Source organism: Gordonibacter sp. RACS_AR68 (genome assembly GCF_030418485.1).
Taxonomy (GTDB): Bacteria; Actinomycetota; Coriobacteriia; order Coriobacteriales; family Eggerthellaceae; genus Gordonibacter; species Gordonibacter urolithinfaciens.
The window spans coordinates 86348-108747 of record NZ_JAIPUP010000004.1 but is presented as its reverse complement, the minus strand read 5'-3'; the positions used below and the strand labels follow the sequence as shown (position 1 = coordinate 108747).

Annotated in this window: 21 protein-coding genes and 4 tRNA genes; 16 read left to right on the top strand and 9 right to left on the bottom strand. The window is 63.7% G+C overall.

The window, feature by feature from the left end:
- Positions 1-76 precede the first annotated feature (76 nt).
- The gene (locus K9U15_RS09700) at positions 77-259 is read left to right on the top strand and encodes a hypothetical protein (protein WP_015539795.1); all 183 of its coding nucleotides are present in this window, start codon (positions 77-79) and stop codon (positions 257-259) included.
- Positions 260-395: 136 nt separating this feature from the next.
- On the opposite strand, the gene K9U15_RS09695 is transcribed toward K9U15_RS09700, so the two are convergent.
- The 3 genes from K9U15_RS09695 to K9U15_RS09685 form a co-directional block, all read right to left on the bottom strand.
- Entirely contained in the window at positions 396-905 is a 510-nt protein-coding gene (locus tag K9U15_RS09695) for a DNA-deoxyinosine glycosylase (protein ID WP_096226941.1), read from the bottom strand.
- Positions 906-919: 14 nt separating this feature from the next.
- A complete protein-coding gene (locus tag K9U15_RS09690) occupies positions 920-1432 on the bottom strand; it encodes a YbhB/YbcL family Raf kinase inhibitor-like protein (RefSeq protein ID WP_096226940.1) in 513 nt (170 codons plus the stop codon).
- A gap of 94 nt (positions 1433-1526) precedes the next feature.
- Positions 1527-2666, bottom strand: a complete 1140-nt coding sequence (locus K9U15_RS09685; RefSeq protein ID WP_096226939.1) for a C40 family peptidase — start codon at positions 2664-2666, stop codon at positions 1527-1529.
- Between the two features lie 675 nt (positions 2667-3341).
- Here K9U15_RS09685 and K9U15_RS09680 point away from each other — a divergent pair.
- The 12 genes from K9U15_RS09680 to K9U15_RS09625 all read left to right on the top strand — a co-directional run bounded on the left by K9U15_RS09680 (position 3342) and on the right by K9U15_RS09625 (position 9321).
- Positions 3342-3426, top strand: a tRNA-Tyr gene (locus K9U15_RS09680).
- A gap of 7 nt (positions 3427-3433) precedes the next feature.
- Positions 3434-3509: transfer RNA gene (locus tag K9U15_RS09675), tRNA-Thr, on the top strand.
- A gap of 11 nt (positions 3510-3520) precedes the next feature.
- Positions 3521-3597, top strand: a tRNA-Met gene (locus K9U15_RS09670).
- A gap of 87 nt (positions 3598-3684) precedes the next feature.
- The gene (gene tuf, locus K9U15_RS09665; protein WP_087191850.1) at positions 3685-4887 is read left to right on the top strand and encodes an elongation factor Tu; all 1203 of its coding nucleotides are present in this window, start codon (positions 3685-3687) and stop codon (positions 4885-4887) included.
- A gap of 112 nt (positions 4888-4999) precedes the next feature.
- A complete protein-coding gene (rpmG, locus tag K9U15_RS09660; protein ID WP_041239432.1) occupies positions 5000-5149 on the top strand; it encodes a 50S ribosomal protein L33 in 150 nt (49 codons plus the stop codon).
- 24 nt (positions 5150-5173) lie between these two features.
- Positions 5174-5250: transfer RNA gene (locus K9U15_RS09655), tRNA-Trp, on the top strand.
- Positions 5251-5370: 120 nt separating this feature from the next.
- Positions 5371-5808 carry a preprotein translocase subunit SecE gene (gene secE, locus K9U15_RS09650; RefSeq protein ID WP_015539792.1) on the top strand — a complete coding sequence of 146 codons (438 nt, stop codon included), beginning with the start codon at positions 5371-5373 and terminating at the stop codon, positions 5806-5808.
- Positions 5809-5812: 4 nt separating this feature from the next.
- On the top strand, positions 5813-6355 hold the full coding sequence (gene nusG / locus K9U15_RS09645) for a transcription termination/antitermination protein NusG (protein WP_015539791.1): 543 nt from the start codon (positions 5813-5815) through the stop codon (positions 6353-6355).
- 114 nt (positions 6356-6469) lie between these two features.
- The gene (gene rplK, locus K9U15_RS09640) at positions 6470-6976 is read left to right on the top strand and encodes a 50S ribosomal protein L11 (RefSeq protein WP_087191848.1); all 507 of its coding nucleotides are present in this window, start codon (positions 6470-6472) and stop codon (positions 6974-6976) included.
- A 114-nt stretch (positions 6977-7090) separates the two neighbouring features.
- Complete coding sequence (gene rplA / locus K9U15_RS09635; RefSeq protein ID WP_015539789.1) at positions 7091-7801, top strand: 50S ribosomal protein L1; 711 nt, start codon at positions 7091-7093, stop codon at positions 7799-7801.
- Between the two features lie 271 nt (positions 7802-8072).
- Positions 8073-9080 carry an SPFH domain-containing protein gene (locus K9U15_RS09630; protein WP_172623275.1) on the top strand — a complete coding sequence of 336 codons (1008 nt, stop codon included), beginning with the start codon at positions 8073-8075 and terminating at the stop codon, positions 9078-9080.
- Positions 9081-9129: 49 nt separating this feature from the next.
- Entirely contained in the window at positions 9130-9321 is a 192-nt protein-coding gene (locus tag K9U15_RS09625; RefSeq protein ID WP_096226938.1) for a hypothetical protein, read from the top strand.
- A 129-nt stretch (positions 9322-9450) separates the two neighbouring features.
- On the opposite strand, the gene K9U15_RS09620 is transcribed toward K9U15_RS09625, so the two are convergent.
- Positions 9451-10761: a hypothetical protein gene (locus K9U15_RS09620; RefSeq protein ID WP_096226937.1), complete on the bottom strand. Its 1311-nt coding sequence runs from the start codon at positions 10759-10761 to the stop codon at positions 9451-9453.
- Positions 10762-10966: 205 nt separating this feature from the next.
- On the opposite strand from K9U15_RS09620, the gene map reads away from it, so the two are divergent.
- The gene (map, locus tag K9U15_RS09615) at positions 10967-11737 is read left to right on the top strand and encodes a type I methionyl aminopeptidase (RefSeq protein ID WP_301155978.1); all 771 of its coding nucleotides are present in this window, start codon (positions 10967-10969) and stop codon (positions 11735-11737) included.
- Here map and K9U15_RS09610 read toward each other — a convergent pair.
- From K9U15_RS09610 to K9U15_RS09600, 3 genes are all read right to left on the bottom strand, one after another.
- On the bottom strand, positions 11734-12090 hold the full coding sequence (locus tag K9U15_RS09610) for a DUF1648 domain-containing protein (protein WP_087192242.1): 357 nt from the start codon (positions 12088-12090) through the stop codon (positions 11734-11736). The genes map and K9U15_RS09610 overlap by 4 nt on opposite strands.
- A 57-nt stretch (positions 12091-12147) precedes the next feature.
- Complete coding sequence (locus tag K9U15_RS09605) at positions 12148-13437, bottom strand: carboxylate--amine ligase (RefSeq protein WP_301155977.1); 1290 nt, start codon at positions 13435-13437, stop codon at positions 12148-12150.
- Between the two features lie 203 nt (positions 13438-13640).
- Positions 13641-15188 carry a winged helix-turn-helix domain-containing protein gene (locus K9U15_RS09600; protein WP_301155976.1) on the bottom strand — a complete coding sequence of 516 codons (1548 nt, stop codon included), beginning with the start codon at positions 15186-15188 and terminating at the stop codon, positions 13641-13643.
- A gap of 319 nt (positions 15189-15507) precedes the next feature.
- On the opposite strand from K9U15_RS09600, the gene asnB reads away from it, so the two are divergent.
- On the top strand, positions 15508-17469 hold the full coding sequence (gene asnB, locus K9U15_RS09595; RefSeq protein ID WP_301155975.1) for an asparagine synthase (glutamine-hydrolyzing): 1962 nt from the start codon (positions 15508-15510) through the stop codon (positions 17467-17469).
- Position 17470: 1 nt separating this feature from the next.
- On the opposite strand, the gene K9U15_RS09590 is transcribed toward asnB, so the two are convergent.
- Together K9U15_RS09590 and K9U15_RS09585 are read right to left on the bottom strand one after the other, a co-directional pair.
- A complete protein-coding gene (locus K9U15_RS09590) occupies positions 17471-19249 on the bottom strand; it encodes a vWA domain-containing protein (RefSeq protein WP_123649893.1) in 1779 nt (592 codons plus the stop codon).
- Positions 19250-19253: 4 nt separating this feature from the next.
- On the bottom strand, positions 19254-20678 hold the full coding sequence (locus K9U15_RS09585; RefSeq protein ID WP_096226930.1) for an AAA family ATPase: 1425 nt from the start codon (positions 20676-20678) through the stop codon (positions 19254-19256).
- Positions 20679-20996: 318 nt separating this feature from the next.
- Here K9U15_RS09585 and K9U15_RS09580 point away from each other — a divergent pair, with 318 nt between their 5' ends.
- Positions 20997-22355 (top strand): trigger factor, encoded by a 1359-nt coding sequence (locus K9U15_RS09580; RefSeq protein WP_301155974.1) that lies wholly within the window; start codon positions 20997-20999, stop codon positions 22353-22355.
- Positions 22356-22400 lie beyond the last annotated feature (45 nt).

The window sequence follows — 22400 nt, the reverse complement described above, 5'->3', positions numbered from 1 at the left end:
CGCCTACGATGCGGCTGACGTTACCCGGACGGCCGACGGCGCGCCGCGCTGCCGGCCCGGCGAAAGGAGGCAGGACATGCCCATACCCGACCCTCGCGGCAACGAGAAGAAGGAGACGTACATCTCCCGCTGCATGGAGCACATCACCCGCTATGAGAAGGACAAATGGCCCGACCAGGACCAACGCGCCGCAATCTGCTATTCCACCTGGGATCGCTGGCAGAAGGACCACGGCCATCCCGAGAAGGCGGAGAAGTAGCTGCGTTCGCAGGCGACCACGCCTGTCTGCCGCCGTCCCGCATCGGCCGCCTCCCGCGCGACTGGGCGCGGGAGGCGGTGGTACGACTGTCGGAACGTCCGCCGACCCGCGGTTGCGCAGGCCAACGCGCCGGGGCTCAGGCGCTTCGGCGCAGCGCGTCCCGGAGCGGCCGGTACGCCTCCACGAGGTCGGCCAGGCGCATGCGGGCGTTCGCGGGGCTCGTGGAGGGCAAGCCCACGTGCGGCACGCCCGGAAGCATGCCTGCACAGAAGCGCCGGTAGAGCCCCGTCGCCTTCGAGCCCGTGGTGAACACGGCTTCGAGCGGCGCGGCCAAGCCGATGCGCGAGAGGTCGTTCGGGCGGGCATTGGAAATGGAGGCATCGGAGGCGCCCTCGATGGTGCACGAGGCCAGCACGTCCCACAGCGCGACGCGCCGCTCCAACATGAACGCCGCGCGTGCCTCGTTGCCGAGGGGCTCCGGCTCTTCGAACAGCGCGGCCATCACCTTCCAGAAGCGGTTCTGCGGATGCGCGTAGTAGAAGCCCGCCTCGCGCGACTTCGGCGACGGCATCGTGCCCAGCACGAGCACGCGCGACCGGGCATCGAAGATCGGTTCCAACGGGTGCTCGATATGCGTCGGCTCCATGGCGGCGCGTCCCGCTAGGCGCGGCTCGGCAGCTCGAGCGAGGTCTCGGCCAGCACGTGGCCGCGGATGGCGCGGCGGAACTCGTTTAGGTAGTATCCCTCGGCCAGGTCCAGCTCGCAGTCGAGCGCATACACGGTCAGCGTGTAATCGTGCGTCTTGTCAGGCGGGTACGGCCCGGCGTAGCGGTGGATGATGCGCGGGTCGGTATGCGAACCTGCCAGCGGCGACCAGTCGCTGTTCGATCCCTGCACGCACGGCACGGCACCCGAGGCGCTCGCGTTCTCGGGTATGAGGCGCGTTTCGGCGGGGAAGTTGCAGGCTATCCAATGTATCCAGCAGAAGCCGCCCACGGGGATGGCGTCCCAGTCCAGGAACGTGAGCGCCAGGGATCGCGTGCCCTCGGGCACGTCGTCTATCGACAGGGGGAACGATACGCACGGGTGCCCGTCCAGCATCGCGTCGGCCGGCGCGTGCTTGCCGTACCGGTCGGGGAGGAGGCCGTTTTCCAGGCTCACGGAGATGTTCATGCCGCATGCTCCTTTCGCGGGGAGTGAAGTGCCCCTATTATACAAAAGGAGGGCCCGAGGCCCTCCTTGCGAAACCAGGTTGAAACGGTGCGGCCTAGAACTGCAGCGCGCAGGTGAAGTCGGCCCACGACAGCGGGTCCGTGTCGCGCACGTACGCGTTGAAGGTGGGGGCGTGCACATAATGCGACCCGCCGTAGCTCACCGCGATGCCCACGTGGCCGGGGCGGTACAGCACGTCGCCCGGGCGCGCCTCGGAAATGGGCACGCGGTTCTTCGCGCAGGCGTACAGCGACTCGGTGTAATGGGGGAGCGAGACGCCCACCTGCAGGTACGCCCAGCGCACGAGCCCGGAACAGTCGAACGCGTTCGGGCCTTCGGCGGCCCATACGTACGGGCAGCCGATGCGGCTCATGGCGTAGTCCACGACGGAGCCGTAGTTGCCCACGGAGCCGCCACCGCCACCGCCGCCGCCGTTGTTGTAGACGGGGGGCACGTACGTATTGTTGCTGTTGCTGCTCGGCGCATTGTAGCCATTGTTGTTGTTCTGCGCCTGGCGGGCGGCCTCTTCGGCCGCGGCCTGCTCGGCTGCGGCACGCGCGGCGGCTGCCTGCTCTTCGGCGAGCAGCGCCTGCGCCTCGGCGTCCAGGGAGTTCACCAGCTCGGTGGCCTGGGCGACCTTCGCCTCGGCCTCGGTTTGGATGACCTTCGCCTCGGCGGCCTTGTCGGCGGCGATCTTCTCTTGGCGGGCGTACTCGTCCTTCGACGCCTGCAGCTCCTCGCGCAGGGTCTTCGTCTCGTCGACCATCTGGCCGTCGTTCTCGTTCATCTTGTTCAGCAGGTCCCAGTTCTGCGTGAACTCCTCGAACGAGGTCGCGCCCATGACAAAATCGAGGAAGTTCGACGAACCGGAGCGGTACATGCTGCGCGCACGCGTTCCCAGCTTGTCCTGAAGATCGGCGATCTTTCCGTTGGCTTCATCGATTTTGACCTGCTCGGCTTCCATGGCAGCCTGAGCAACCTCTTGCGCGTCGAGCGCCTGCTTGTAACTGTCGGCGGCGGCTTCGAGATCCGCCTGAAGGCCGACGAGCTGGTTGCGGACGGCGTCCGCCTCGGCTTGCTTCTCCGCAGCCGTCGCCGCGAATGCGGTCGTCGGAGCTACGATCGATGCGGCACCGAGCATGACGGCACCGCCAATGAACGCTCGCCTGCTGAGTCCGTTTGTATGCTCTCTCATTCGAAGACCTCCTGAATTGAGCACGTAGTATGTGTGGGCAAAAGCAGTGCGCATCATAACACGTTTGCGCAGATGGACAAAAATTGTTGTGAACGCGTTTCATAAACCCAGATCAACGATGGGGGTTTTCCAAGCCGAGGACGCGCAACCGTTCCGAGGACGTCAAACGAAGGCAAACAAGCCGTGGAACAGGGGAAATAGATGACCACAACGTATAGGGAAGCATGACCTATATATAGTAGGGAACCGGTTGCCCAACCAGCAAGGGCGAACCCGCGGCAGTCGCCAGGACGTTGCGCGCCCTATGCGAGGATGCATCCGCACCAAATGACTGGCGCGGCCTCATGTCCGGCAGTACGGCCCTTCTTCCGTCGTTCTCCGCATCATACCGCGCAAAATGGATGCAGAGGCCTTACTCTATAAATATAGATGGGCCTTCGGCAAAACGATGACGCTCCCGCCTCGGGAAATTTTTTTACGCCGCATAGGGCGGGGGAGGAGGGGGACCGCAAGCGTTTCCCCACGAAAAAGGAGGAATCGTGGAGACACGCCCGGGGGCGTGTAGGTAGTTGACACGCTGGTGATCCTAGCGTATTATTCATCTGCTCGCGCGTTCGGAACTACCGAAACACGCGGCAGGCAGCTTGATAAATACACATGAATTGAGCGAAACAGGGGCGTGTGCCCGAGTGGTTAAAGGGGACGGGCTGTAAACCCGTTAGCTATGCTTACCTAGGTTCGAATCCTAGCGCGCCCACCATCTAATCGCCTGTGTAGCTCAGCAGGTAGAGCACTTCCTTGGTAAGGAAGAGGTCGTCGGTTCAAGTCCGATCGCAGGCTCCATTTTCTAACATGGCGGTGTAGCTCAGTTGGTTAGAGCACACGGTTCATACCCGTGGCGTCACTGGTTCAAATCCAGTCACCGCTACCATTTTGATTATTCCGCGTCCGTTTCCGGGCGCGTCATTATTTTGTTTTGACTTTCGCGCAAGCGAAACCTTGATAAGGAGGATGAAACATGGCTAAGGAGAAGTTCGAGCGTTCCAAGCCGCATGTTAACATCGGCACCATCGGCCACGTTGACCACGGCAAGACCACGCTCACGGCCGCCATTTCCAAGACGCTGTCCGAGAACGACGGCAGCCACGGCTCCGCCCGCGCCGACTTCACGGCCTTCGAGAACATCGACAAGGCTCCCGAGGAGCGCGAGCGCGGCATCACGATCTCCATCGCCCACATCGAGTACGAGACGGATTCCCGCCACTACGCTCACGTCGACTGCCCCGGCCACGCCGACTACGTGAAGAACATGATCACGGGCGCGGCCCAGATGGACGGCGCCATCCTCGTTATCGCCGCCACCGACGGCCCGATGGCCCAGACCCGCGAGCACATCCTGCTCGCCCGTCAGGTCGGCGTTCCCTACATCGTCGTGTTCCTGAACAAGTGCGACATGGTGGACGACGAGGAGCTCATCGAGCTCGTCGAGATGGAAGTTCGCGAGCTGCTCGACAGCTACGAGTTCCCGGGCGACGACACCCCGATCATCCGCGGCTCCGCTCTGAAGGCCCTCGAGGGCGACAAGGAGTGGCAGGAGAAGGTTTGGGAGCTCATGGACGCGGTGGATTCCTACATCCCCACGCCGGAGCGCATGGTCGACAAGCCGTTCCTGATGGCCGTCGAGGACACCATGACCATCACCGGCCGCGGCACCGTTGCCACCGGCCGTGTGGAGCGCGGCACGCTCCATGTGAACGACCCGCTGGAGATCATCGGCATCAAGGAGACCCAGAACACGGTCTGCACCGGTATCGAGATGTTCCGCAAGCTGCTCGACGAGGCCCAGGCCGGCGACAACATCGGCTGCCTGCTCCGCGGCATCAAGCGCGAGGAGATCGTGCGCGGCCAGGTTCTCTGCAAGCCCGGTAGCGTGACCCCGCACACCGAGTTCGAGGGCCAGGTCTACATCCTGACGAAGGAAGAGGGCGGCCGCCACACGCCGTTCTTCGATGGCTACCGTCCGCAGTTCTACTTCCGCACGACGGACGTGACGGGCGTTGCCCACCTTCCCGAGGGCACCGAGATGGTCATGCCGGGCGACAACGTGGAGATCAAGGGCGAGCTCATTCACCCGATCGCCATGGAAGAGGGCCTGCGCTTCGCTATCCGCGAGGGTGGCCGCACCGTTGGCTCCGGCCGCGTGACGAAGATCATCAAGTAACACCGCTTCACCAGTAACGCGGGGTCCGCTCCGGCGGGCCCCGCCTTTGAGAATTCATGTGTATGCCGATTACGTTATCAAGCTCGACACGTAAGCGATAAGAGGAGAATTCATGCGCACGTTGGTCACTTTGGCCTGCACTGATTGCAAGCGCCGCAATTACACGACCAAGAAGAACAAGCAGAACAATCCTGATCGCATCGAGTTGAAGAAGTACTGCAAGTGGTGCGGTCATCACACGACGCACAAAGAGACTCGATAGCGTTATCAGGGTAGGACAAGCAATAGGCCAGTAGCTCCAATTGGTAGAGCGGCGGTCTCCAAAACCGCATGTTGGGGGTTCGAGTCCCTCCTGGCCTGCCAGCTTGTTAATCTTGAGCAGCTTGCATTCAGGTTGCTTGTTCGAGCAGCTTGGAATCAGGCTGCTTGTTTGGCGTTTAGACGGATAACGATTTTCCCGGTTTTCTCGGGCGAAGGAACCAGATGGCGAAGAAATCGAAAACACAGCGCGCAAAGGCCTCGGCCGCACGCGCCGCACGAAAGGCGCAGGCCCTCGAGGCCGAGAGCGCCGCAGTCGAGGCGAAGGATATCGCCGAGGCCGATGCCGCCGCGGAACCCAAGAAGCGGTTTTTCAAGAAAGCCGACAAGGCCGAGACCCCTGCCGCCAACAAGCAGGACAAGGGCAAGATAGAGAAGAAAGCCGAGAAGAAGGTCGAGAGCAAGCCCAAGAAGCGTCGTTTCGGCTTCCTCAAGGACGTGCGTGCCGAGATGAAGCGCGTGACGTGGCCCACGAAGAAGGACGTGCTCCGCTGGAGCGTCGTCGTCGTGGCCGCGCTGCTGTTCTTCGGCGTGTACGTGGCTCTTCTCGACAACGTCATCATCACACCGGTTCTCGTGGGCATCTCGAGTTTGGGGGCTTAAGGACATGTCGAAGAAATGGTACGTCCTGCACACCTACTCGGGCTATGAGAACAAGGTGAAGAAGAACCTCGAGACGCGTATCGAGACCATGGGCCTCGAGAACAACGTGTTCGCCATCGAGATCCCCACCGAGATGGTGACGGAAATCAAAGAGGGCGGGCGCCGCGTCGAGAGCGAGAAGAAGGTGTTCCCGGGCTATGTGCTCGTCCGCATGGAGCTTGACGACCGCAGCTGGGCGGCCGTGCGCAACACGCCGGGCGTCACGGGTTTCGTGGGCAGCCAGGGCAACCCGGCTCCGCTGACCCGCGACGAGTACAACAAGATCATGGGCATGCGCTCGGACAAAAACCGTCCCGGCACGCCGAAGAAGACGTCCTCCTCCATCGAGGTGGGGCAGTCCGTCAAAGTGGTTTCCGGACCGTTGGCGGAGTTCGACGGCGTGGTCTCGGAGGTGTCCCCCGATGCCGGCAAGGTGAAGGTGCTCGTGTCGATCTTCGGGCGCGAGACTCCCGTGGAGCTCTCGTTCGACCAGATCGCCAAGATTTAGCGAACATCGGCGGCGTCGCGTGCCCGCGTGGACCGGGGCTTCTCATTCGACATATGCCGCTGTGTTGATAGATTGATTTTCGAAACGTTATGATCAGCTGAAAGGGTAGTTATCATGGCTGAAAAGAAGCAAACCGGCTTTATCAAGCTGCAGATCCCCGCGGGTGCCGCGAACCCGGCTCCTCCGGTCGGCCCGGCGCTGGGCGCCCAGGGCGTCAACATCATGCAGTTCTGCCAGGCGTTCAACGCCCAGACGCAGGACCAGTCCGGCACCATCATCCCGGTCGAGATCACGGTGTACGAGGACAAGTCGTTCACGTTCGTGTGCAAGACTCCGCCGGCGGCCATCCTCATCAAGGAGAAGCTGGGCATCAAGAGCGGCGCGGGCATCCCGCACATGCAGTCCGTGGGCACCCTCACCGAGGACCAGCTCCGCGAGATCGCCGAGATCAAGCTGCCGGACCTCAACGCCAACACGATCGAGGCCGCCATGGAGATCATCGCCGGCACGGCTCGTTCCATGGGCGTGCGCATCGAGGGCCGCGAGATGAAGATCAAGTACGTGCCTTCCAAGAAGGTTGCCGCCATGCTGCAGGGCAAGACGCTTGAGGACGAGGACTAGTCCTTCGGCGAACCAAAGCGCAAACACGGCCGTCCGACCGGGCGGGCGTTTGAGCGATAAAAGGCAGTGGAAGGGCGCGCCATGTGCCCGCTACGAACCACGAAAGGAACCAACATGACGAAACTGTCCAAGAACTACCGTGCTGCGATCGAGAAGATCGGCGAGGAGGCCTACGCGCCGCTGGCGGCTATGAACCTGGTGAAGGAAGTCTCCACCGCCAAGTTCGACGAGACGGTGACGGTCGACTTCCGCCTGGGCATCGATACCCGCCAGGCCGACCAGCAGCTCCGCGGCACCGTGAGCCTGCCGAACGGCTCGGGCAAGACGGTCCGCGTGGCCGTGTTCGCCGAGGGCGAGGCTGCCCGCGCTGCCGAGGAGGCCGGCGCCGACATCGTGGGCTCCGACGAGCTTATGCAGCAGATCCAGGCCGGCGAGTTCAACTTCGACGCCGCCGTGGCCACGCCCGACCAGATGGGCAAGGTCGGCCGTCTCGGTAAGATCCTCGGCCCCCGCGGCCTCATGCCGAACCCGAAGCTCGGTACCGTCACCAACGACGTGGCGAAGGCCATCAACGAGCTCAAGGGCGGCCGCGTGGAGTACCGTGCCGACCGTTACGGCATCGCGCACGTCATCATCGGCAAGGTCAGCTTCACGGCCGAGCAGCTCGCCGAGAACTACGGTGCCGTGTACGACGAGATCATTCGCATGAAGCCGGCTGCGGCCAAGGGCAAGTACGTGAAGTCCGTCACCGTGTCCGCCACGATGACGCCGGGCGTGTCGGTCGATTCCAGCGTGACCCGCAACTACACGGAGGCTGGCGAGTAGCCGAGCGCACGAAGCCGAACGCTTGAAGAGAAGGGAGTCCGCAAGGGCTCCTTTCTTTTTGGCCTGATACGCGAACAGATGTTTCACGTGAAACATCGTAAAATGAAAAAATGAGAAAGTGCGGCGGAGTTCGACGCCGGTCTTTCTCGCGGGCATTCTCGCACGCTCTCGTCAACGCGATCTCAATGTGATATCATATTCGTATCACCTTGCGGTGCGAGGGTGCGGACGGGCGCATAGGGCGTCTTGTTCGGGAGAGAAAGGAACCGTCATGTCCGATAAGACCGCGCGTGCGACCGGCGGCGCGTCCGTCGAGAAAACCATCCACGCAAGGAACGGCTGGCCCCTGCTGCTGCTCACGTTCGTTCTCGCAGCCGCGTGCGTCGCCTGCATCGTGGCCGGGGCGACCATGCTGCCGCCCGAAGACATGCCCCTCGCCACGCCGGCCCACACGATGGGCGTGGTGCTGTTGGTCGTGGGCATCGTCGTGCTCTGCGTGGGGCCCCTGTTGATGCTCATGGGCTTCTTCACCATCCAGCCGAACCAGGCGCGCGTGCTCATCCTGTTCGGCGACTACAAGGGCACGGTGCGCGACGAGGGCTTCCACTGGGCGAACCCGTTCTACTCGCGCTCGGCCGGCAGCACCGTCGATGCGCGCACTGGAAAGAGCACGCCGCTGTCCACGAAGGTCTCGCTGCGCGCCCGCACGTACAACGGAGAGCACCTGAAGGTGAACGACAAGTGCGGCAACCCCATCGAGATAGCCGACGTCATCGTCTGGCGCGTCGAGAACACGGCGAAGGCTCTGTTCGACGTGGACGACTACAACTCCTACGTGCACACGCAGAGCGAGACGGCGCTGCGTCACGTGGCCACCACCTATGCCTACGACCAGATGCCCGGAGAGCCTGAGGGCGAGATAACGCTGCGCAGCAACATCGAGGAGGTGTCGGCCGCTCTCAAGGAGGAGCTGGCCGTGCGCCTGGAGAAAGCCGGCGTGGTGATAGACGACGCGCGCCTCACGCACCTGGCCTATGCGCCGGAGATCGCCCAGGCGATGCTGCGCCGCCAGCAGGCGGACGCCGTGATAGCCGCGCGTGAGAAGATCGTGCAGGGCGCGGTGGGCATGGTGGAGATGGCGCTGGGCGAGCTGTCGCGCAAGAACGTGGTAGACTTGGACGACGAGCGCAAGGCCGCTATGGTGTCGAACCTCATGGTGGTGCTGTGCGGCGAGTCCGACGCCCAGCCCGTGCTGAACACGGGGACGCTGTACCAGTAGGGAAGGGCGGGCGCCCCGCGCGTTTGCCGGGGCGCCCGCGGTGTGAGATATGGCGAAACGCAAACAATACCCGCTGCGCGTCGACCCGGCTCTCTGGGAGGCTGTCGAGCGCTGGGCTGCGGACGACCTGCGCAGCGTCAACGCCCAGGTGGAGTTCATCCTCCGCCGCGCGCTGAAGGATGCCGGGCGACTGAGGCCGCCGGGCGGCGAAGACGGGGGAGAAGGCCGGGAAGAGGCGTAGGGCACGGGCTCTTCCCTTGCCGCCACCTGCGGGCGAGCCCGGCCCGACGGCAAGGGAAGAACCCTTGTCCTACAGAAAACAGGGCGCCCGGTGGGCGCCCTGTTCGCTTGCTGACGGTGGGTGGTGCGCTTACGCGAGCACGGCCTCGCGCTCTTCCTTGGTCTGCTTCTCGACCTCGTGAGCCTTCTTACCGTAGCCCTGCACGCGGGCGAGCTTGGTGTCGTCCTTCTTGCGGCTGCGGAGCTCCGGGATGGGGCTCTCGGCGTCCTCGGAGCGGTAGTCCTCGCCGTCGCGCTCGATGAGCTGGCGCACGGCCTCATGACTCGGCACGTCCTGGACGCGGCCGTTCACCGTGTCGTTCCACTCGAAGAAGCGGAAGTCGCTCGGCACGTCGTCGATGTCGACGAACTCCTCGTCCTGCGCGGTGAGGGTGACCTGTTCGGCCAGGACTTGGCGCACGTAGTCCTTCGTGGGGTGGAAGTCCAGAAGCTCGGGGAACTCGCCGGCGGGAATGATCTGCTGCCACTCGGTGTCCTCGTACTTCTGCAGCAGATCGCAGGCCATGGAGAGATGCATGCACTCCTGCTCGAAGTGCATCTCCCACATCTTCTTGACGCGGGCGTCCACCTCGGTCTCGTAGAACGAGTAGTACAGGTAGCATTCCTGGTACTCGTGCCACAGCAGCATCTCGAGCCAGCTCATGGACGGGTCGATGAGCGAGCCGTAGTGCGTCACGTGCTGTTCCTCGACCATGCCGATCTCCTGGTAGAGGTCGCGGCCAGGTCCCTCGGGCACGGTGTTGCCCAGGTTCATGTAGAAGTTCATCGTCTGCTGCTCGCCTGCGGTGAGGATGAGCGCGCCGAGCGTCGTGCGGATGTCGCCGGTCTTGGAGTTGCGCGGCATGCGCACGGAGTCGAACGGGTGGCGATGGTGCGCGATGGTCGGGCGGCCCGGGGTGATCTCGATGGTGTCGCGCACGAGCTTGTGCGCGGGGATGTCCTCGTCGAACTTGAGCTGGTCGGCGTAGCGGTACAGGTGGTCGAAGTCCTCGAGCAGAGCGAAGTCCATGCAGGACTTGGCGTACTCGTCGGGCTCGTGCATGGCGAGCCACGCCGTGAGGTCGACCGCCAGCTGCTCGTAACCGATGGTGAGCTCGAGTGTGGATTCGTTGCTCGGGCTCATCCAGTTGATGCGCTTCTGCTGCTCCTGCTCCATGCGACGGCACAGGGCCAGGTCGCGGCGCAGGTCGTTGTTCTCGCAGTGTCGGTTGAAGTTGTGGCCGAACATCGCCGCCTCAACCTCGATGCCGTTCATGAGGATGATGCGCGCCTTGGTGTAAGGGTCGGCTTCGAGCTTGTCGTAGGGCTTGACGGCGAGCTGCTTCCAGTTGGGGACCATCTCCATCAACGACTTCTTCGGCTTCTGCTCAAACGGGTTCATAGAGCCTCCTTCTTTGCTGGTACGGTGCGCTCCGGCTCGTCGGCGCGGACGCGGATTCCCCTCCATGCTAGAGGGGCGCACAGGCGCTCCAGGGGGCGTGCGCGCAGGCGTTTTCCGAGCGTGGGGGATGCGTAACGGGGTGGAAAGGGAGTGCTATACTGGTCGGCAGCAAACAGACGCGACGTGCGGAAGGTGTGGGCGAGGCATGATCATCAGGAAGTCACCGGCCGAGATAGAGGCCATGAAGGAGGCGGGCCGCGTATCGGCCAAGGTGCTGCGCGAGGTGGGGGCTCGCGTGCGGCCCGGCGTGTCCACGCTCGAGCTGGACGAGCTGGCCGAGGCGTTCATCCGCGCGGAGGGCGGCATCCCCGCGTTCAAGGGCTACGGCGGGTTCCCCGGCTCCATCTGCGCTTCCGTCAACGAGCAGATCGTCCACGGCATCCCGTCGGCGGGCGTCGTGCTGCAGGACGGCGACATCATCTCCATCGACACGGGCGCCATCGTCGACGGCTGGGTGGGCGACAACGCCTGGACCTATGCCGTCGGCCGCATCTCGCCGGAGAAGCAGCGCCTGCTGGACGTGACGGAGAAGTGCATGTGGGCCGGTCTCGAGGCGGCACGTCCCGGCAACCACCTGGGGGATATCGGGCATGCGGTGCAGAGCATCGCCGAGGCCGAGGGCTTCGGCGTGGTGCGCGAGTACGTGGGGCACGGCATCGGCCGCGACATGCACGAGGATCCGAACGTGCCGAACTTCGGCCATCGCCACACGGGCGTGAAGCTGGAGGCCGGCATGGTGCTGGCCATCGAGCCCATGATCAACCTGGGTACCTACAAGACGCGCCAGATGCCGGACGGCTGGCTGGTGTGCACGCGCGACGGGCTTCCCTCCGCCCACTTCGAGAAGACGGTCGCCATCACCGAGGACGGGCCTGTGGTGCTCACCTGCGAGGAGGGGCACCGGCGCCCGGTTTAGCCCGCGAGGACGCCGCGGCCGAACGAGAGCACGATGCCGGCGTAGATGACGGTTTCGATCATGCCGAGCACCAGGAAAAGGACTCTGAGGTTGTGGGGGTCATCGATGCCGTGCACGAGCCCTTTGGCGAAGAGCGCCTCCGCCTTCCAGGAGGCGAGCATCAAGAGGAGGTTGGGGAGGGCCAAGAGGCACGCTATGCGCAGCAGCTCGTATTTGGAGCCATAGCGGTCGATCGTGCCGTCGGGGCCGACGTGCATCGCGACGGTGTCCGGCAGCGAGCCCAAGGATGCTGCCGCCACGGCGAGCGGCGCGATGCACAGAGCCAGCCAGACTGCCCATTCCCAAGCCTTCATTCCCGCTCCTTCTCTCTGCGGCCTCTCGAAAGGGGATGGCCCCGTTCGAGATATCCCCTATTTCAGCTGCTTGCCGTTCGTGTCCCAGTAGAAGCGCTTGAACTTGGGGATCTGATTCACGTGCATGACGCGCGCCCAGAAGTTGTGCGCGAGCGAGTCGGGCGCGTAGTGCAGCGGGTAGGGCTCGGACGTGCGGCGCAGCACGTCGAGGGCCTGCTGGAGGCGCGCGCGGTTCTCCATGGAGCGGTCGAGCACATAGCGCGGCACGCAGGAGTAGACGAAGGGGTCGTAGGCCTCGCGGTAGTCGATGGTCTCGCCAAGGATGAACTCGCGCACGATGAGCTCGACGAAGTTCTGGCCGCCCAGGCTCATATAGTACGTGTTGCGGCCGCAGCGCGTGTTCACCTCGAAGAAGCGGAAGCTCCCGTCGCGTTCGTCGTACTTGATGTCGAAGTTCGCGAAGCCACGGTAGCCGACTTCCTTGAGGAAGCGCCGCGCGCCGTCGATGATGGCCTGCTCCCGCTCGCCCATGATGCAGAGCGGGTTGCCGAGCGCGGTGGGGTCGTGGTCCTGCAGGCACACGACGCCGCCGGACACCACGCGCAGCTCGCCCGACGCGTCCGAGAACGTGGTGAGCGTGCGGATGGCATCGTCGCCGCCGGGGATGAAGTCCTGCAGCACCAGCTCGTTGTCGTAATCCGACGTGCGGATGCTGCGCCAGACCTGCGCCAGCTCCTCGGGGCTCTCTATCTCGTAGATCTTGCGCCAGCCCTCGATGGTCGCGCTTTGGAATTGCGCCGAGTTCGACGGCTTCGCGATGAGCGGGTAGGGGAAGTCGTGCACCGGCAGCTCCTCGGGGCCGTCCGGGCCGCACGAGAAGTACCACGTGCGCGGGTAGGGGATGTCCAGCTGCTCGCACAGCTCGTAGAAGCGGCGCTTCTGCGTGATGTCGTCGAGCAGGGCGAAGTCGAGGTAGGGCACCGTGTAGCCGGCGGCCTCGAGGCGCGGCTTGCCCGACGAGAGCATGCGCGCGTGACAGTCGTCGCAGCCAAGCACGAGCAGCACGCGCTCGGGGTCTGCCGCGCGCACCTCGGCGGCCACGCGCTCGAGGGCGTCGTAGAGGCCTTCCGGGTCGTGGACGTTCGGCTCCAGGCGGTAGTCGGTGAAGCGGCTGGTCGAGAGCATCTTGATGTCGTGCGCGGCCAGCACGATGGTGCGCTCCACGCCGTAGGCGCGGTGCAGCTCGCGCACGTAGCTGTACGCGAGGATGTCGCCGCCCACCACGACGGGCTGCAAGCGGCGCGCCACGTCGGCGGCCGAGGCGATGCGGGGGGAGTTGTCGGTCATGTTCGGTGGATCTCCTTCAAGTGCGGTTGACCGGGCTATTATCCCATAGCTCGCCCGTCCTGCGTGCGCTCCATGGAAAGAGTCAATAAGCGTGCCGTGCGCCGGTGCGCACCGCGGGATGGTGCACGCACCGGCGGCGAATTGGCTCGTAGCCGGTGCTCAGAACCTAAGGCCTCATCTCCCTGCCAGCGCCAGCGCGATTGTCAGGGCTTGCATTTTTTGCAGGGCACATACCCGAGGTTGATGGCTTCATCCCTTGACGATAGATAGGCTCGGTTCTTCTCGTCGGGAAGCGATCCGCAGGTCAGGCGGTGAAACTTGTGCGTATTCACGTTGCCGATGTACTCCCCGCCGCTTGAGGGGCTGCTCTGGGATGCAGCGGCGTTTTCGGCTTGGGAGACAGCAGCTGCGGCAGCGGCCGCCGCAGCTGCTTCTTCGGCGGCCTGCTGTTCCGCTTCTGCCTGGGCGGCCGCCTCCACCTCCTTCTGCCGCTCTGCCTCCTGGACGGCCAGGAGGGCCTTCTCGTCTTTGACCAATACCAGCGTGAGCAGCTTGTCCTTGGCTCCGTCGAAGGTGCACTTAGGCGAGCTCGCCGTGAACGGGATGCCGTTGCAGACGAGGGACTCCCCGGCAACGGAGATCGCATAGTCGCCGGCGTCGCACGGGTACTCGTAAGTTGTGCCCACAAGGACTTCCCGGTGGTCGGAAACGATTCTCCCTTCTGCGGTTTCCCCTTCGATGGACACCTTCACAGGTATGTTCTTGTCAGGCCAATCGGTTCCGACGACCTTGAAGGTGAGCACGCCGTCGGCGCTTTCGGGTGCTTCCTGAATCGACGTGGGAGGGCTTGCGGCGTCGCCTTGGTTCGACGATGCGTCGGGGGAGGACCCCGAGCAGGAGGCAACCGCCAGAACGAGCCCGAGCAAGATCGATGCGGCGCCTGCCCAGAGCGTCGCCTTGGGTGCCGCTGGATTCCCCGAGGCACCCTTGCCGGCATCCTTCGCCCTTAGGAAGAGGCCTGCCCCTCCAAGGATCGCCGCTGGCAGTCCCCATTGCGCAAGACACAGGGCAAGCCCCAGCGCCACCAGCGAGAGCGGGATGTACCTCCGGTACTTCAGCCAGGTGCTTTCCGCTGCTGCCGAGGCGGCTGCGGGGCCGGTTGGCTTTGCCGGCACGGTGCGCGAGGCTGCGCTTGGGGTAGGGGCCTTGGGCGTTGGCTTGGGTTTTCCCGCAGCGGCTGTGCCCTTCCCGTGTGCGGATTCGTCTGCGGGTTCCGCATCCATACCCTTTGCCTTGTGTGGGGCGTCACCAGGGTTCTTGTGGCCGGCTTCGCCCTGGGTGCGCTCGGCATCCGTGGTTGCGGCTTCGCCTTTGGCCGATGGGGCGGCTTTGCCGGTGGCCTGGTCGGCGCCCCGGTTCGCACCTTTCCGCGCCGCAGCATCCCCTTGCCCTCCGCCGGCGCTTTCCGCAGTACGAACAAGTTTCATCTTGCCATGTGAGGGGTATTCTATCAGGCCCTCTGCCTTCAGCTCCGACCGCGCTTTCTCGCACCTGTTCTCCAGCAAAGTAGTCTTGCTTCCCTTGATCTTGTATCCCCGCTGCTTTGCCGAGAGACCCAGGCTGGACGAGACGTCTTTCACGACGGCCTCGCACGAACGCGCCCGCCCGCTGCCGAGCTCGGCCAGGATGGCAACCTTCAGCTCCTCGACCTGCGGAACGTCGTTGCGGGTGATGTTGTCTTCGTTGCTCATGGAATGGGCCTTTCGCCGTCTTGGCCGGAAGCGGGCCTGACGGCTGTCATCCTAATCGGCTATATCTATGCTGGCGATGCTTATATTACCGTTACGGTTTGAGTTTTGGAAGCGTGTGGAAAGGTTGGCGGTAGGGTGCGCGCGATTGAATAGCAGGGTAACCCGAACACCGGCGGGTTTCGCGCATCTGCAAGGCTGATGGGGTTTCCGTTGCCTTTCTTGGGGTTTGCTCGGTGGTGGCGTATCATACCGAAGGATACGGACGAACCGTGCCGCGCCGTTGCGCGCAAGGGCACGCACGCAAAGGAGAACCAGCCACATGTGCGGATTCGTGGGATTCACCGCGGTCGACTACGACCGGGAGGCCAACCAGGCCATCGTCAAGGACATGGCCGATCGCATCGCCCACCGCGGGCCCGACGACGAGGGCTTCTTCGTGGACGACGACATCGCGATGGGCTTTCGCCGCCTGTCGATCATCGACCTCGAAGGCTCCCGCCAGCCCATGCAGAACACCGACGGCACCGTGACCGTCACGTTCAACGGCGAGATCTACAACTTCCAGGAGCTGCGCGCCGAGCTCGAGGCGATGGGCTACCCGTTCGTCACGAACGGCGACACGGAGACCGTCGTCCACGGCTACGAGGCGTGGGGCACGGACGTGTTCGAGAAGCTGCGCGGCATGTTCGCCATCGCCATCTGGGACGCGCCGAAGAAGCGCCTCGTGTGCGCCCGCGACCTCTTCGGCATCAAGCCGTTCTACTACCAGCACGACGGCGGCCGCCTCATCTACGGCAGCGAGATCAAGGCGTTCCTCGCGCATCCCGCGTTCAAGAAGGAGCTCAACCGCGAGCAGCTGCCGCAGTACCTGTGCTTCGAGTACATGAACGACTCGCAGACCATGTTCAAGGGCGTGCACAAGCTGCTCCCCGGGCACTTCATGGTGTTCGAGGACGGCGAGCTGCGCACCGAGTGCTTCTACAAGATCACGTACAAGATCGACGATTCGAAGTCGCTCGACGAGTGGGCCGACGTCATCGTGGGCGCTTTCGACGAATCGGTGGCGGCGCACGAGATCGCCGACGTGGAGATAGGCAGCTTCCTGTCGGGCGGCATCGACAGCTCGTTGGCCGCGTACTGCATGGGGCAGCACGCGCCGGACATCAAGACGTTCTCGGTGGGCTACGACATCGGCTGCGAGGACAAGCTGGCCGAGATCGCCGCGCAGTCCGACTTCGAGATCAAGCTGAACGAGCTGGAGGACGCCGAAGAGTTCGCGAAGTGGGCCAACCTGCCGAACTGGCAGGTGAAGGTGGACGCGCAGGAGTTCCTCGACATCGTGCCCACCGAGCAGTACCACATGGACGAGCCCCTGGGCGCGCCGAGCGCCATCCCGCTCTTCTTCGTGAGCCGCCTGGCGCGCGAGCAGGTGAAGGTGGTGCAGTCGGGCGAGGGCGCCGACGAGCTGTTCGGCGGGTACTGGATCTACCACGACCAGTTCGAGTTCGGTAAGTACTTCCGCGTGCCGCGCCCCCTGCGCGCCGCCGCAGGCGCGGTGGCCGAGAAGCTCCCCTCCTTCCACGGGCGACGCTTCGCCATGCGCGGGTCGGGCGGCCCCGAGAAGAGCTACCAGCGCGCGAGCATGAACTACATGTGGGACGAGATCCCCAACGTGCTGCGCGATTACGACGGCCCCTGCAAGCCGTGGGAATGGTGCAAGCCGCACTTCGACGAGGCGGCGAAGCAGGACATCGACATCATCACGCAGACGCAGTACGTTGACATGGTGAGCTACATGCCCTTCGACATCTGCCTCAAGGCCGACAAGATGTCCATGTCGCAGTCGCTCGAGCTGCGCGTGCCGTTCTTGGACAAGAAGGTGCTCGACGTGGCGCTGCAGCTGCCCACGGCCTGCCGCGTGGACGATAGCCACGCGAAGTACGCGCTGCGCGTGGCCGCGAGCAAGCTGGGCTTTCAGAAGAAGGTGGCGAACATGCCGAAGCAGCCGTTCATCACGCCTTTGACCGTGTGGCTGCAGACCGACCTCTACTACGACCGCATCAAGGAGGCGTTCACGAGCGAGGCCGCGCACGAGTTCTTCAACGTGGACTACCTCGTGCAGATGCTCGACGACCACAAGTCGGCCGACTTCTCCACGGTGGAGGGCCGCGGCAAGCTCAAGATGATGCGCATCTGGAACATCTACTGCTTCCTGTGCTGGTACGAGGTGTTCTTCGGGAAGTCGAGCGAGAAGCTGGCGCCGAAGACCCAGGTGGCGTAGCCTATCGGGCGTCGAGGGAGTCGTCCGGGCGCTCAAGCTGCCGGGCCAAGACGAGGTGCAGCTTCTCGGGGAGCAGGGCAGGATCCTGGATCGTCTCGAAGTTGCCCGTCAGGGGCAGTCCATTGAACGCGCCGATGTTGATGTGCGCGAGGTAAACGTTGGGCGGCAACCCCATCGCGCATTTTCTGGCCTGCAGGCCGTCGGCAAATAGGCCGTCGCCCACCACCAGGCATACGATGTTGCGTGTCGGTTCGGCAGCGGCGCGGGCCTGCACCTGCTTGAGTGCTGCGGTGATCAGGGTTTGCTCGCTCGTGGGGTTGTTGACCAGGTTGAAGGCAAAGCGCTTGCGCTCATGATCATGGGTGAACTCCAGGGGCGTCAGCTCTGCCCAGCCTTCGCCGAAGGCAAGCAGCTGGGTGCGTATATCCACCGCACCCTGCTGCTGATCGCGCGCGGCAAGCTGTAGTGCCCGATCGATGCCTTCGACAAGGCAAACCGCCAGTGCACCGGCGCTGCTGGCATTTTTTCCTGTCATTGAGATGCTCACGTCAAGCAGCACGTATATATCCATGCCGTGAAACTGCCTGTTCTGTGGGCGGCTGCACCGCTGCCGCTTCTGCCAGATCGCATTCTCGCAACCGGACTCGAGTTGGAGATGGGCTTGCACGAGCGTGCTGGGATGCATGCGGGTGCCGCTGCGGGCAAGTCGGGCGCGGTAGCGGAAAACGCCCAACTGCTCCTGCGGAGTGGCTATGCGCACGAGAACCTCGGCAATGCGCTCGATGGTGTCGTGATAGCGCTCTGCCGTGCGCTCGTAGGACGCCCGGCCATCGTCGAGGAACGCCATGGCTTTCGCTTCGGCGGACATGCTGGGCAGGCTGAGGCTGGGCGTCTTGCCCGCCTCGACGGGTGCTTCGTTGTTGTCGGCGATCAGCTGGTCGATATTACCTTCGTTCACCGTGGCGAGCGACGCCTGGATGAACTCGGTTTCGTTAGCCTCTTGGCGCAGCGCGTTCTCGTCGTTGGCGGCATCTTTGGAAGCGCCGTAGGATTGCTCGTTGTCGTAGAGGTGCACCAGGTCGTAAAAGCTCAATGCCTCCTCATCCAACTTTATCATGCGTGTGAACAGCGGCGTTATCAGGCGCGCTGCCTGGTTGTGGCGGGCGCTGTAGGACAGGCTCTCGTCGAACAGGAGGCGCTCGAGTGCGGCAACACGCGGGTCCATGGCGGCGGCGGTGCCCAGGCATTCGACGATGAGCGGCGAGACGACCACGTTGGGCTGGTCTTCGAAAAGGTAGAGGCGCAGGGTGCGCATAAGCTGGATGTGTAGAGGCTCGCTCGCCATCACATGGGCCGCCGCGCGCGAGAGGTAGGCTTCGAAGTGCAGCTTGGCAAAGGGAATGCGGCTGATCATGCGCGCATACGCTGCCATATCGTCGATGCACGTCTGCAGGTAGCGTTGCGCGGGGGACGACAGGTTGTTTTGGTAGTCGAAGCGCTGGCGCCAGTCGTCGAGCAGGAAATCCTGCGCACGGGTTGCCACGAAGCAGGCAACCATGGTGTCGACTTCGCCAAGGGCGATGGTGCCGCGCACGCCATAACGCTTACGCGCGGCAATGTCCTCGTTGAGCTCGTGGTTTACCAGCAGGTCGATGCCGCTGCGGGTAAGCCGGCATCCGGTTTTGCCCTCGGCGCTCACGCAAACCGTGGCGGTGCGGAGCCCGCTGATTGCCGCAACGTGCTCGACCGTGCGCTTCACCTGTTCAACACGGGTGGCCATGGGTTCAGCCAACCGGGCTTAGGTCGATGCCCACCAGCAGGGCGGCTTGCCGCGCTAGGCTGGCGTTATGGTTCGATCCTGCTTGGTCAAGGGTGCGCAGCAGCTTGTCGATGAGGTAGAGGTCAAGGTGGCGTCCGGGCAGGTTTCCTCCTGCGCTGTCCTGGACGGCGCGATTGAGGGCGCGCGGCGTGATGCAGTCGGTCAGCAAAGGGGCGGTGTCTTCGCGCACGATGCTGCCAGCTTGGTCTTTCTCAAGCGAGATGGCCGCGTCTTTCGCCGGCACGGCATAGAGGTGCTCGGTCAAGGTGGCAAGATGCACCAAGGCGTTCAGCAGGTCGCGGTCGAGATGGCGGCTGAAAACCCCGTCGGCATCGACCGCCTCGCAGAGGGCGAGCCGCATCAGGGAGGGGCTGGGACGGCGCAGGGGATCCCGATCAAGGTCGGGATAGGTTCGCTCGATGACCTCAAAGCGGTCGCGGATGGCGGGGTCTAGGACCTCGCGGTGCCGATATCGCGCCGATGCTTCGTTGGCGGTGGCGAACACGGTGAATCCGGGCTGTACTACCAGGTCGATGCCCTCTTCCTGCAAAAACACCGATTCGCCGGGGCCCTTGAGAAGGATGTCCTGCAAACGCGCGATGATCGCCTGATCGCCGAAGTTGATTTCGTCGAGCAGCAGTGGAACGCCGGCGCGCATGGCGCGGGGAAGGGCTCCTTCCTCGAACACGAACGTATTGCGGGGGGCATCGTGAACCATCTTCCCTACCAGCTCGTCGCTCATCATGTCGCCCTTGACCGAGACGATGAGCGGCTCGGTGCCGTAGAGGCGCATGACGAACTTCGCCATTTGGGTTTTCGCTATGCCTTTGTCGCCGACGAGGAGGGTGGGGCGCGCCGAGAGGGCGTTGCCGACCAGCGTATCGATGTCCTGTATCATCTCGCGGTCGAACAGCAGGCCGTAGCGCCGTATGGTCTCGCGGTCGTGCAGCGCTTGGGCGCGCTCGGCTATGTCGGCCCGCGCGTTGCTGCGCGCGGCGTTCAGGTCTTTGCGCGCACGGGAGATATCCTTCTCGTAGCAGGCCAGCTCGACATCGGTGAAGGCGCGGCCGGCCTTGGCGGCATCGACCATCGTCTGCCACAAAGCCAGATGCGCATCGAGCTGGCGTTCGTGAAGCTCCGCGAGCGCGTAGGTTGCCAGGATGTCGTCTTCTTGCTGCTGGTAGTCGAGGTACTGCAAAACCGCGTCCTGCATGAGCTTTTGGGGAATCAAGCCCTCTTCGCCCAACGGAATTATCTGCTTGCGCACTTCGGGCACGATGGTCCCGTCTTCCTCGAAAAGCATGAAGCGCCCTTCTCCGTCTTGGGGGATGGTAATCCCGTATGACTGCAGGGCGGGAATATAGTGTTTGGCGAGGTTTTCAAACCGCATGATCCCCCTCGTTTCCTGGTCGGTATGGCTCGTGCTTTCACCCTAGCGCCCACCCGGGGCGACTTCATGCGCTCGAAAGGGTGAAATGATAGGGTGAAACACGGGGCGAAATGAACGTGATCAGGCGATACGTTTCCTTCTTGGACTCTGAAGAAAAGAAGGATGGTTGCGGGCATTCGATCTCGCCCTGTCTCTCACCCTGTCAAACCACCCGGGTAGTAGCTGTACGGAGGGGTGAGAGGGGTTCACTATCGTCGAAAGCGTACTGCGGGGATGGTTTGCGGTGTTGGCATGATGGCGCACAAGGAGGATGAAAGCATGGAGATCCGGGTTGAGGGCAGGCGTGTTGAGGACGAGTCGGTAACGCTGACGGTGCGCGTGGCTGCAAGCGAGCTGGAGTCGCTCGAGCGCGGCGCCTGCTTGGTGGTGGCCCAGCGAAACAACATCGATCTGGGCGGCAACGAGACGGCACGCCAGCTGCTCGAGAGCGCGCTTGGCGTATCCGAGGCGGCGTCGCTGGTGACGCAAACCATGAAGAACTTCGTCGCACCGTTTGCCCTGTCATCGGAAAGCGAAGACTACTCGGTGGTGGGCGCGCCAATCTTCGATGCCGATCGCAGATTGGAAGCCGAAGGGGATTTAGTCTTCGATGCAACGTGGACGCGCCTCGGCGCCGTGACGCTTTCCTCCTACGAACCCCTTGAGCTGGCGGTTCCGCCCGTTTCGGTGAGCGAGGCCGAAATCGATGCGCGGATGGAGGAAGTGGCGCAGACCTACACCGGCGTCGAACCCGATGAGAGCCGCACCCAGGTTGCCGAGGGCGATGTGGTGCAGATATCGATGGACTGCCTGAAGGACGGAGAGCGCTTCGAGCAGCTGTGCTTCGCCAACCGCTTGTACCGAGCGGGCTCGGGGCAGATGCCGGATGGCTTCGACGAGGCGCTTGCCCATGCGCCCGTGGGCAGCATGGTGCACGTCGATTTCCTGCTGCTGACGCGCGAGGAGCTCGATGGGACGCTTTCGGGTCCTTCTGTGTGCGCGGAGGTGAAAGTGGAGGCTATCATGCGCGAGGTGGCCTGCGTGCTGAACGACGACTTCATCTCCCAGAGCATTCCCGGCGCCAGCAGCGTGGTTGAACTGCGGGAGCTGTCCCGCAAGGAGCTTGAGCGGCAAAAGGCGGAGCAGATGCGCCATTACCGCAACTTCCTCGCGGCGGGCGAGCTTGCCAAGCGCATCGAGGGCTACCTTCCCGATGCGGCCTACGATGCCGTGGCCGACCAGATGATGGATTCGCTGTACGAGCAGGCCCGCGCCCAGCATACGACGGTCGACGAGCTTCTGAGCGCGCAAGGCTCGAGCGAGGAGGAGTACCGCATGATGGTGCTTATGCAGGCACGCGCCCAGCTGCGCCAGGGGGCTGCGCTCGACGCGTGGGCCAGGTATCGCGGCCTTGAGATAACCGACGCCGACGTCGATGCGTTCTTCGCCTCTTCGGCGCAGGGCCGGGGCGCCCAGATGCGCGAAGAGGTTGAAAGCGGCGGCTATCTTTACCTGGCGCGCGAGGGTGCCTTGCGCCTCAAGGCAAGCGAGGATCTGGTGGCGTGCTCCACGTTGATTGAAGATGCTTCTCTGCAAATGCCGGCAGGGTCTGCTCCGGCGGTAGGAAAAGTAGCATAATGGCAGGGTGGATACCGGCAGCGCACGGGTTGGCAAGGGGGAAGG

What these genes read in the sequence shown, in the direction of transcription:
- K9U15_RS09700 (WP_015539795.1), top strand. Translation starts at nt 77, where the DNA reads ATGCCCATACCCGACCCTCGCGGCAACGAGAAGAAGGAGACGTACATC.
- K9U15_RS09695 (WP_096226941.1), bottom strand. Translation starts at nt 905, where the DNA reads ATGGAGCCGACGCATATCGAGCACCCGTTGGAACCGATCTTCGATGCC.
- K9U15_RS09690 (WP_096226940.1), bottom strand. Translation starts at nt 1,432, where the DNA reads ATGAACATCTCCGTGAGCCTGGAAAACGGCCTCCTCCCCGACCGGTAC.
- K9U15_RS09685 (WP_096226939.1), bottom strand. Translation starts at nt 2,666, where the DNA reads ATGAGAGAGCATACAAACGGACTCAGCAGGCGAGCGTTCATTGGCGGT.
- tuf (WP_087191850.1), top strand. Translation starts at nt 3,685, where the DNA reads ATGGCTAAGGAGAAGTTCGAGCGTTCCAAGCCGCATGTTAACATCGGC.
- rpmG (WP_041239432.1), top strand. Translation starts at nt 5,000, where the DNA reads ATGCGCACGTTGGTCACTTTGGCCTGCACTGATTGCAAGCGCCGCAAT.
- secE (WP_015539792.1), top strand. Translation starts at nt 5,371, where the DNA reads ATGGCGAAGAAATCGAAAACACAGCGCGCAAAGGCCTCGGCCGCACGC.
- nusG (WP_015539791.1), top strand. Translation starts at nt 5,813, where the DNA reads ATGTCGAAGAAATGGTACGTCCTGCACACCTACTCGGGCTATGAGAAC.
- rplK (WP_087191848.1), top strand. Translation starts at nt 6,470, where the DNA reads ATGGCTGAAAAGAAGCAAACCGGCTTTATCAAGCTGCAGATCCCCGCG.
- rplA (WP_015539789.1), top strand. Translation starts at nt 7,091, where the DNA reads ATGACGAAACTGTCCAAGAACTACCGTGCTGCGATCGAGAAGATCGGC.
- K9U15_RS09630 (WP_172623275.1), top strand. Translation starts at nt 8,073, where the DNA reads ATGTCCGATAAGACCGCGCGTGCGACCGGCGGCGCGTCCGTCGAGAAA.
- K9U15_RS09625 (WP_096226938.1), top strand. Translation starts at nt 9,130, where the DNA reads ATGGCGAAACGCAAACAATACCCGCTGCGCGTCGACCCGGCTCTCTGG.
- K9U15_RS09620 (WP_096226937.1), bottom strand. Translation starts at nt 10,761, where the DNA reads ATGAACCCGTTTGAGCAGAAGCCGAAGAAGTCGTTGATGGAGATGGTC.
- map (WP_301155978.1), top strand. Translation starts at nt 10,967, where the DNA reads ATGATCATCAGGAAGTCACCGGCCGAGATAGAGGCCATGAAGGAGGCG.
- K9U15_RS09610 (WP_087192242.1), bottom strand. Translation starts at nt 12,090, where the DNA reads ATGAAGGCTTGGGAATGGGCAGTCTGGCTGGCTCTGTGCATCGCGCCG.
- K9U15_RS09605 (WP_301155977.1), bottom strand. Translation starts at nt 13,437, where the DNA reads ATGACCGACAACTCCCCCCGCATCGCCTCGGCCGCCGACGTGGCGCGC.
- K9U15_RS09600 (WP_301155976.1), bottom strand. Translation starts at nt 15,188, where the DNA reads ATGAGCAACGAAGACAACATCACCCGCAACGACGTTCCGCAGGTCGAG.
- asnB (WP_301155975.1), top strand. Translation starts at nt 15,508, where the DNA reads ATGTGCGGATTCGTGGGATTCACCGCGGTCGACTACGACCGGGAGGCC.
- K9U15_RS09590 (WP_123649893.1), bottom strand. Translation starts at nt 19,249, where the DNA reads ATGGCCACCCGTGTTGAACAGGTGAAGCGCACGGTCGAGCACGTTGCG.
- K9U15_RS09585 (WP_096226930.1), bottom strand. Translation starts at nt 20,678, where the DNA reads ATGCGGTTTGAAAACCTCGCCAAACACTATATTCCCGCCCTGCAGTCA.
- K9U15_RS09580 (WP_301155974.1), top strand. Translation starts at nt 20,997, where the DNA reads ATGGAGATCCGGGTTGAGGGCAGGCGTGTTGAGGACGAGTCGGTAACG.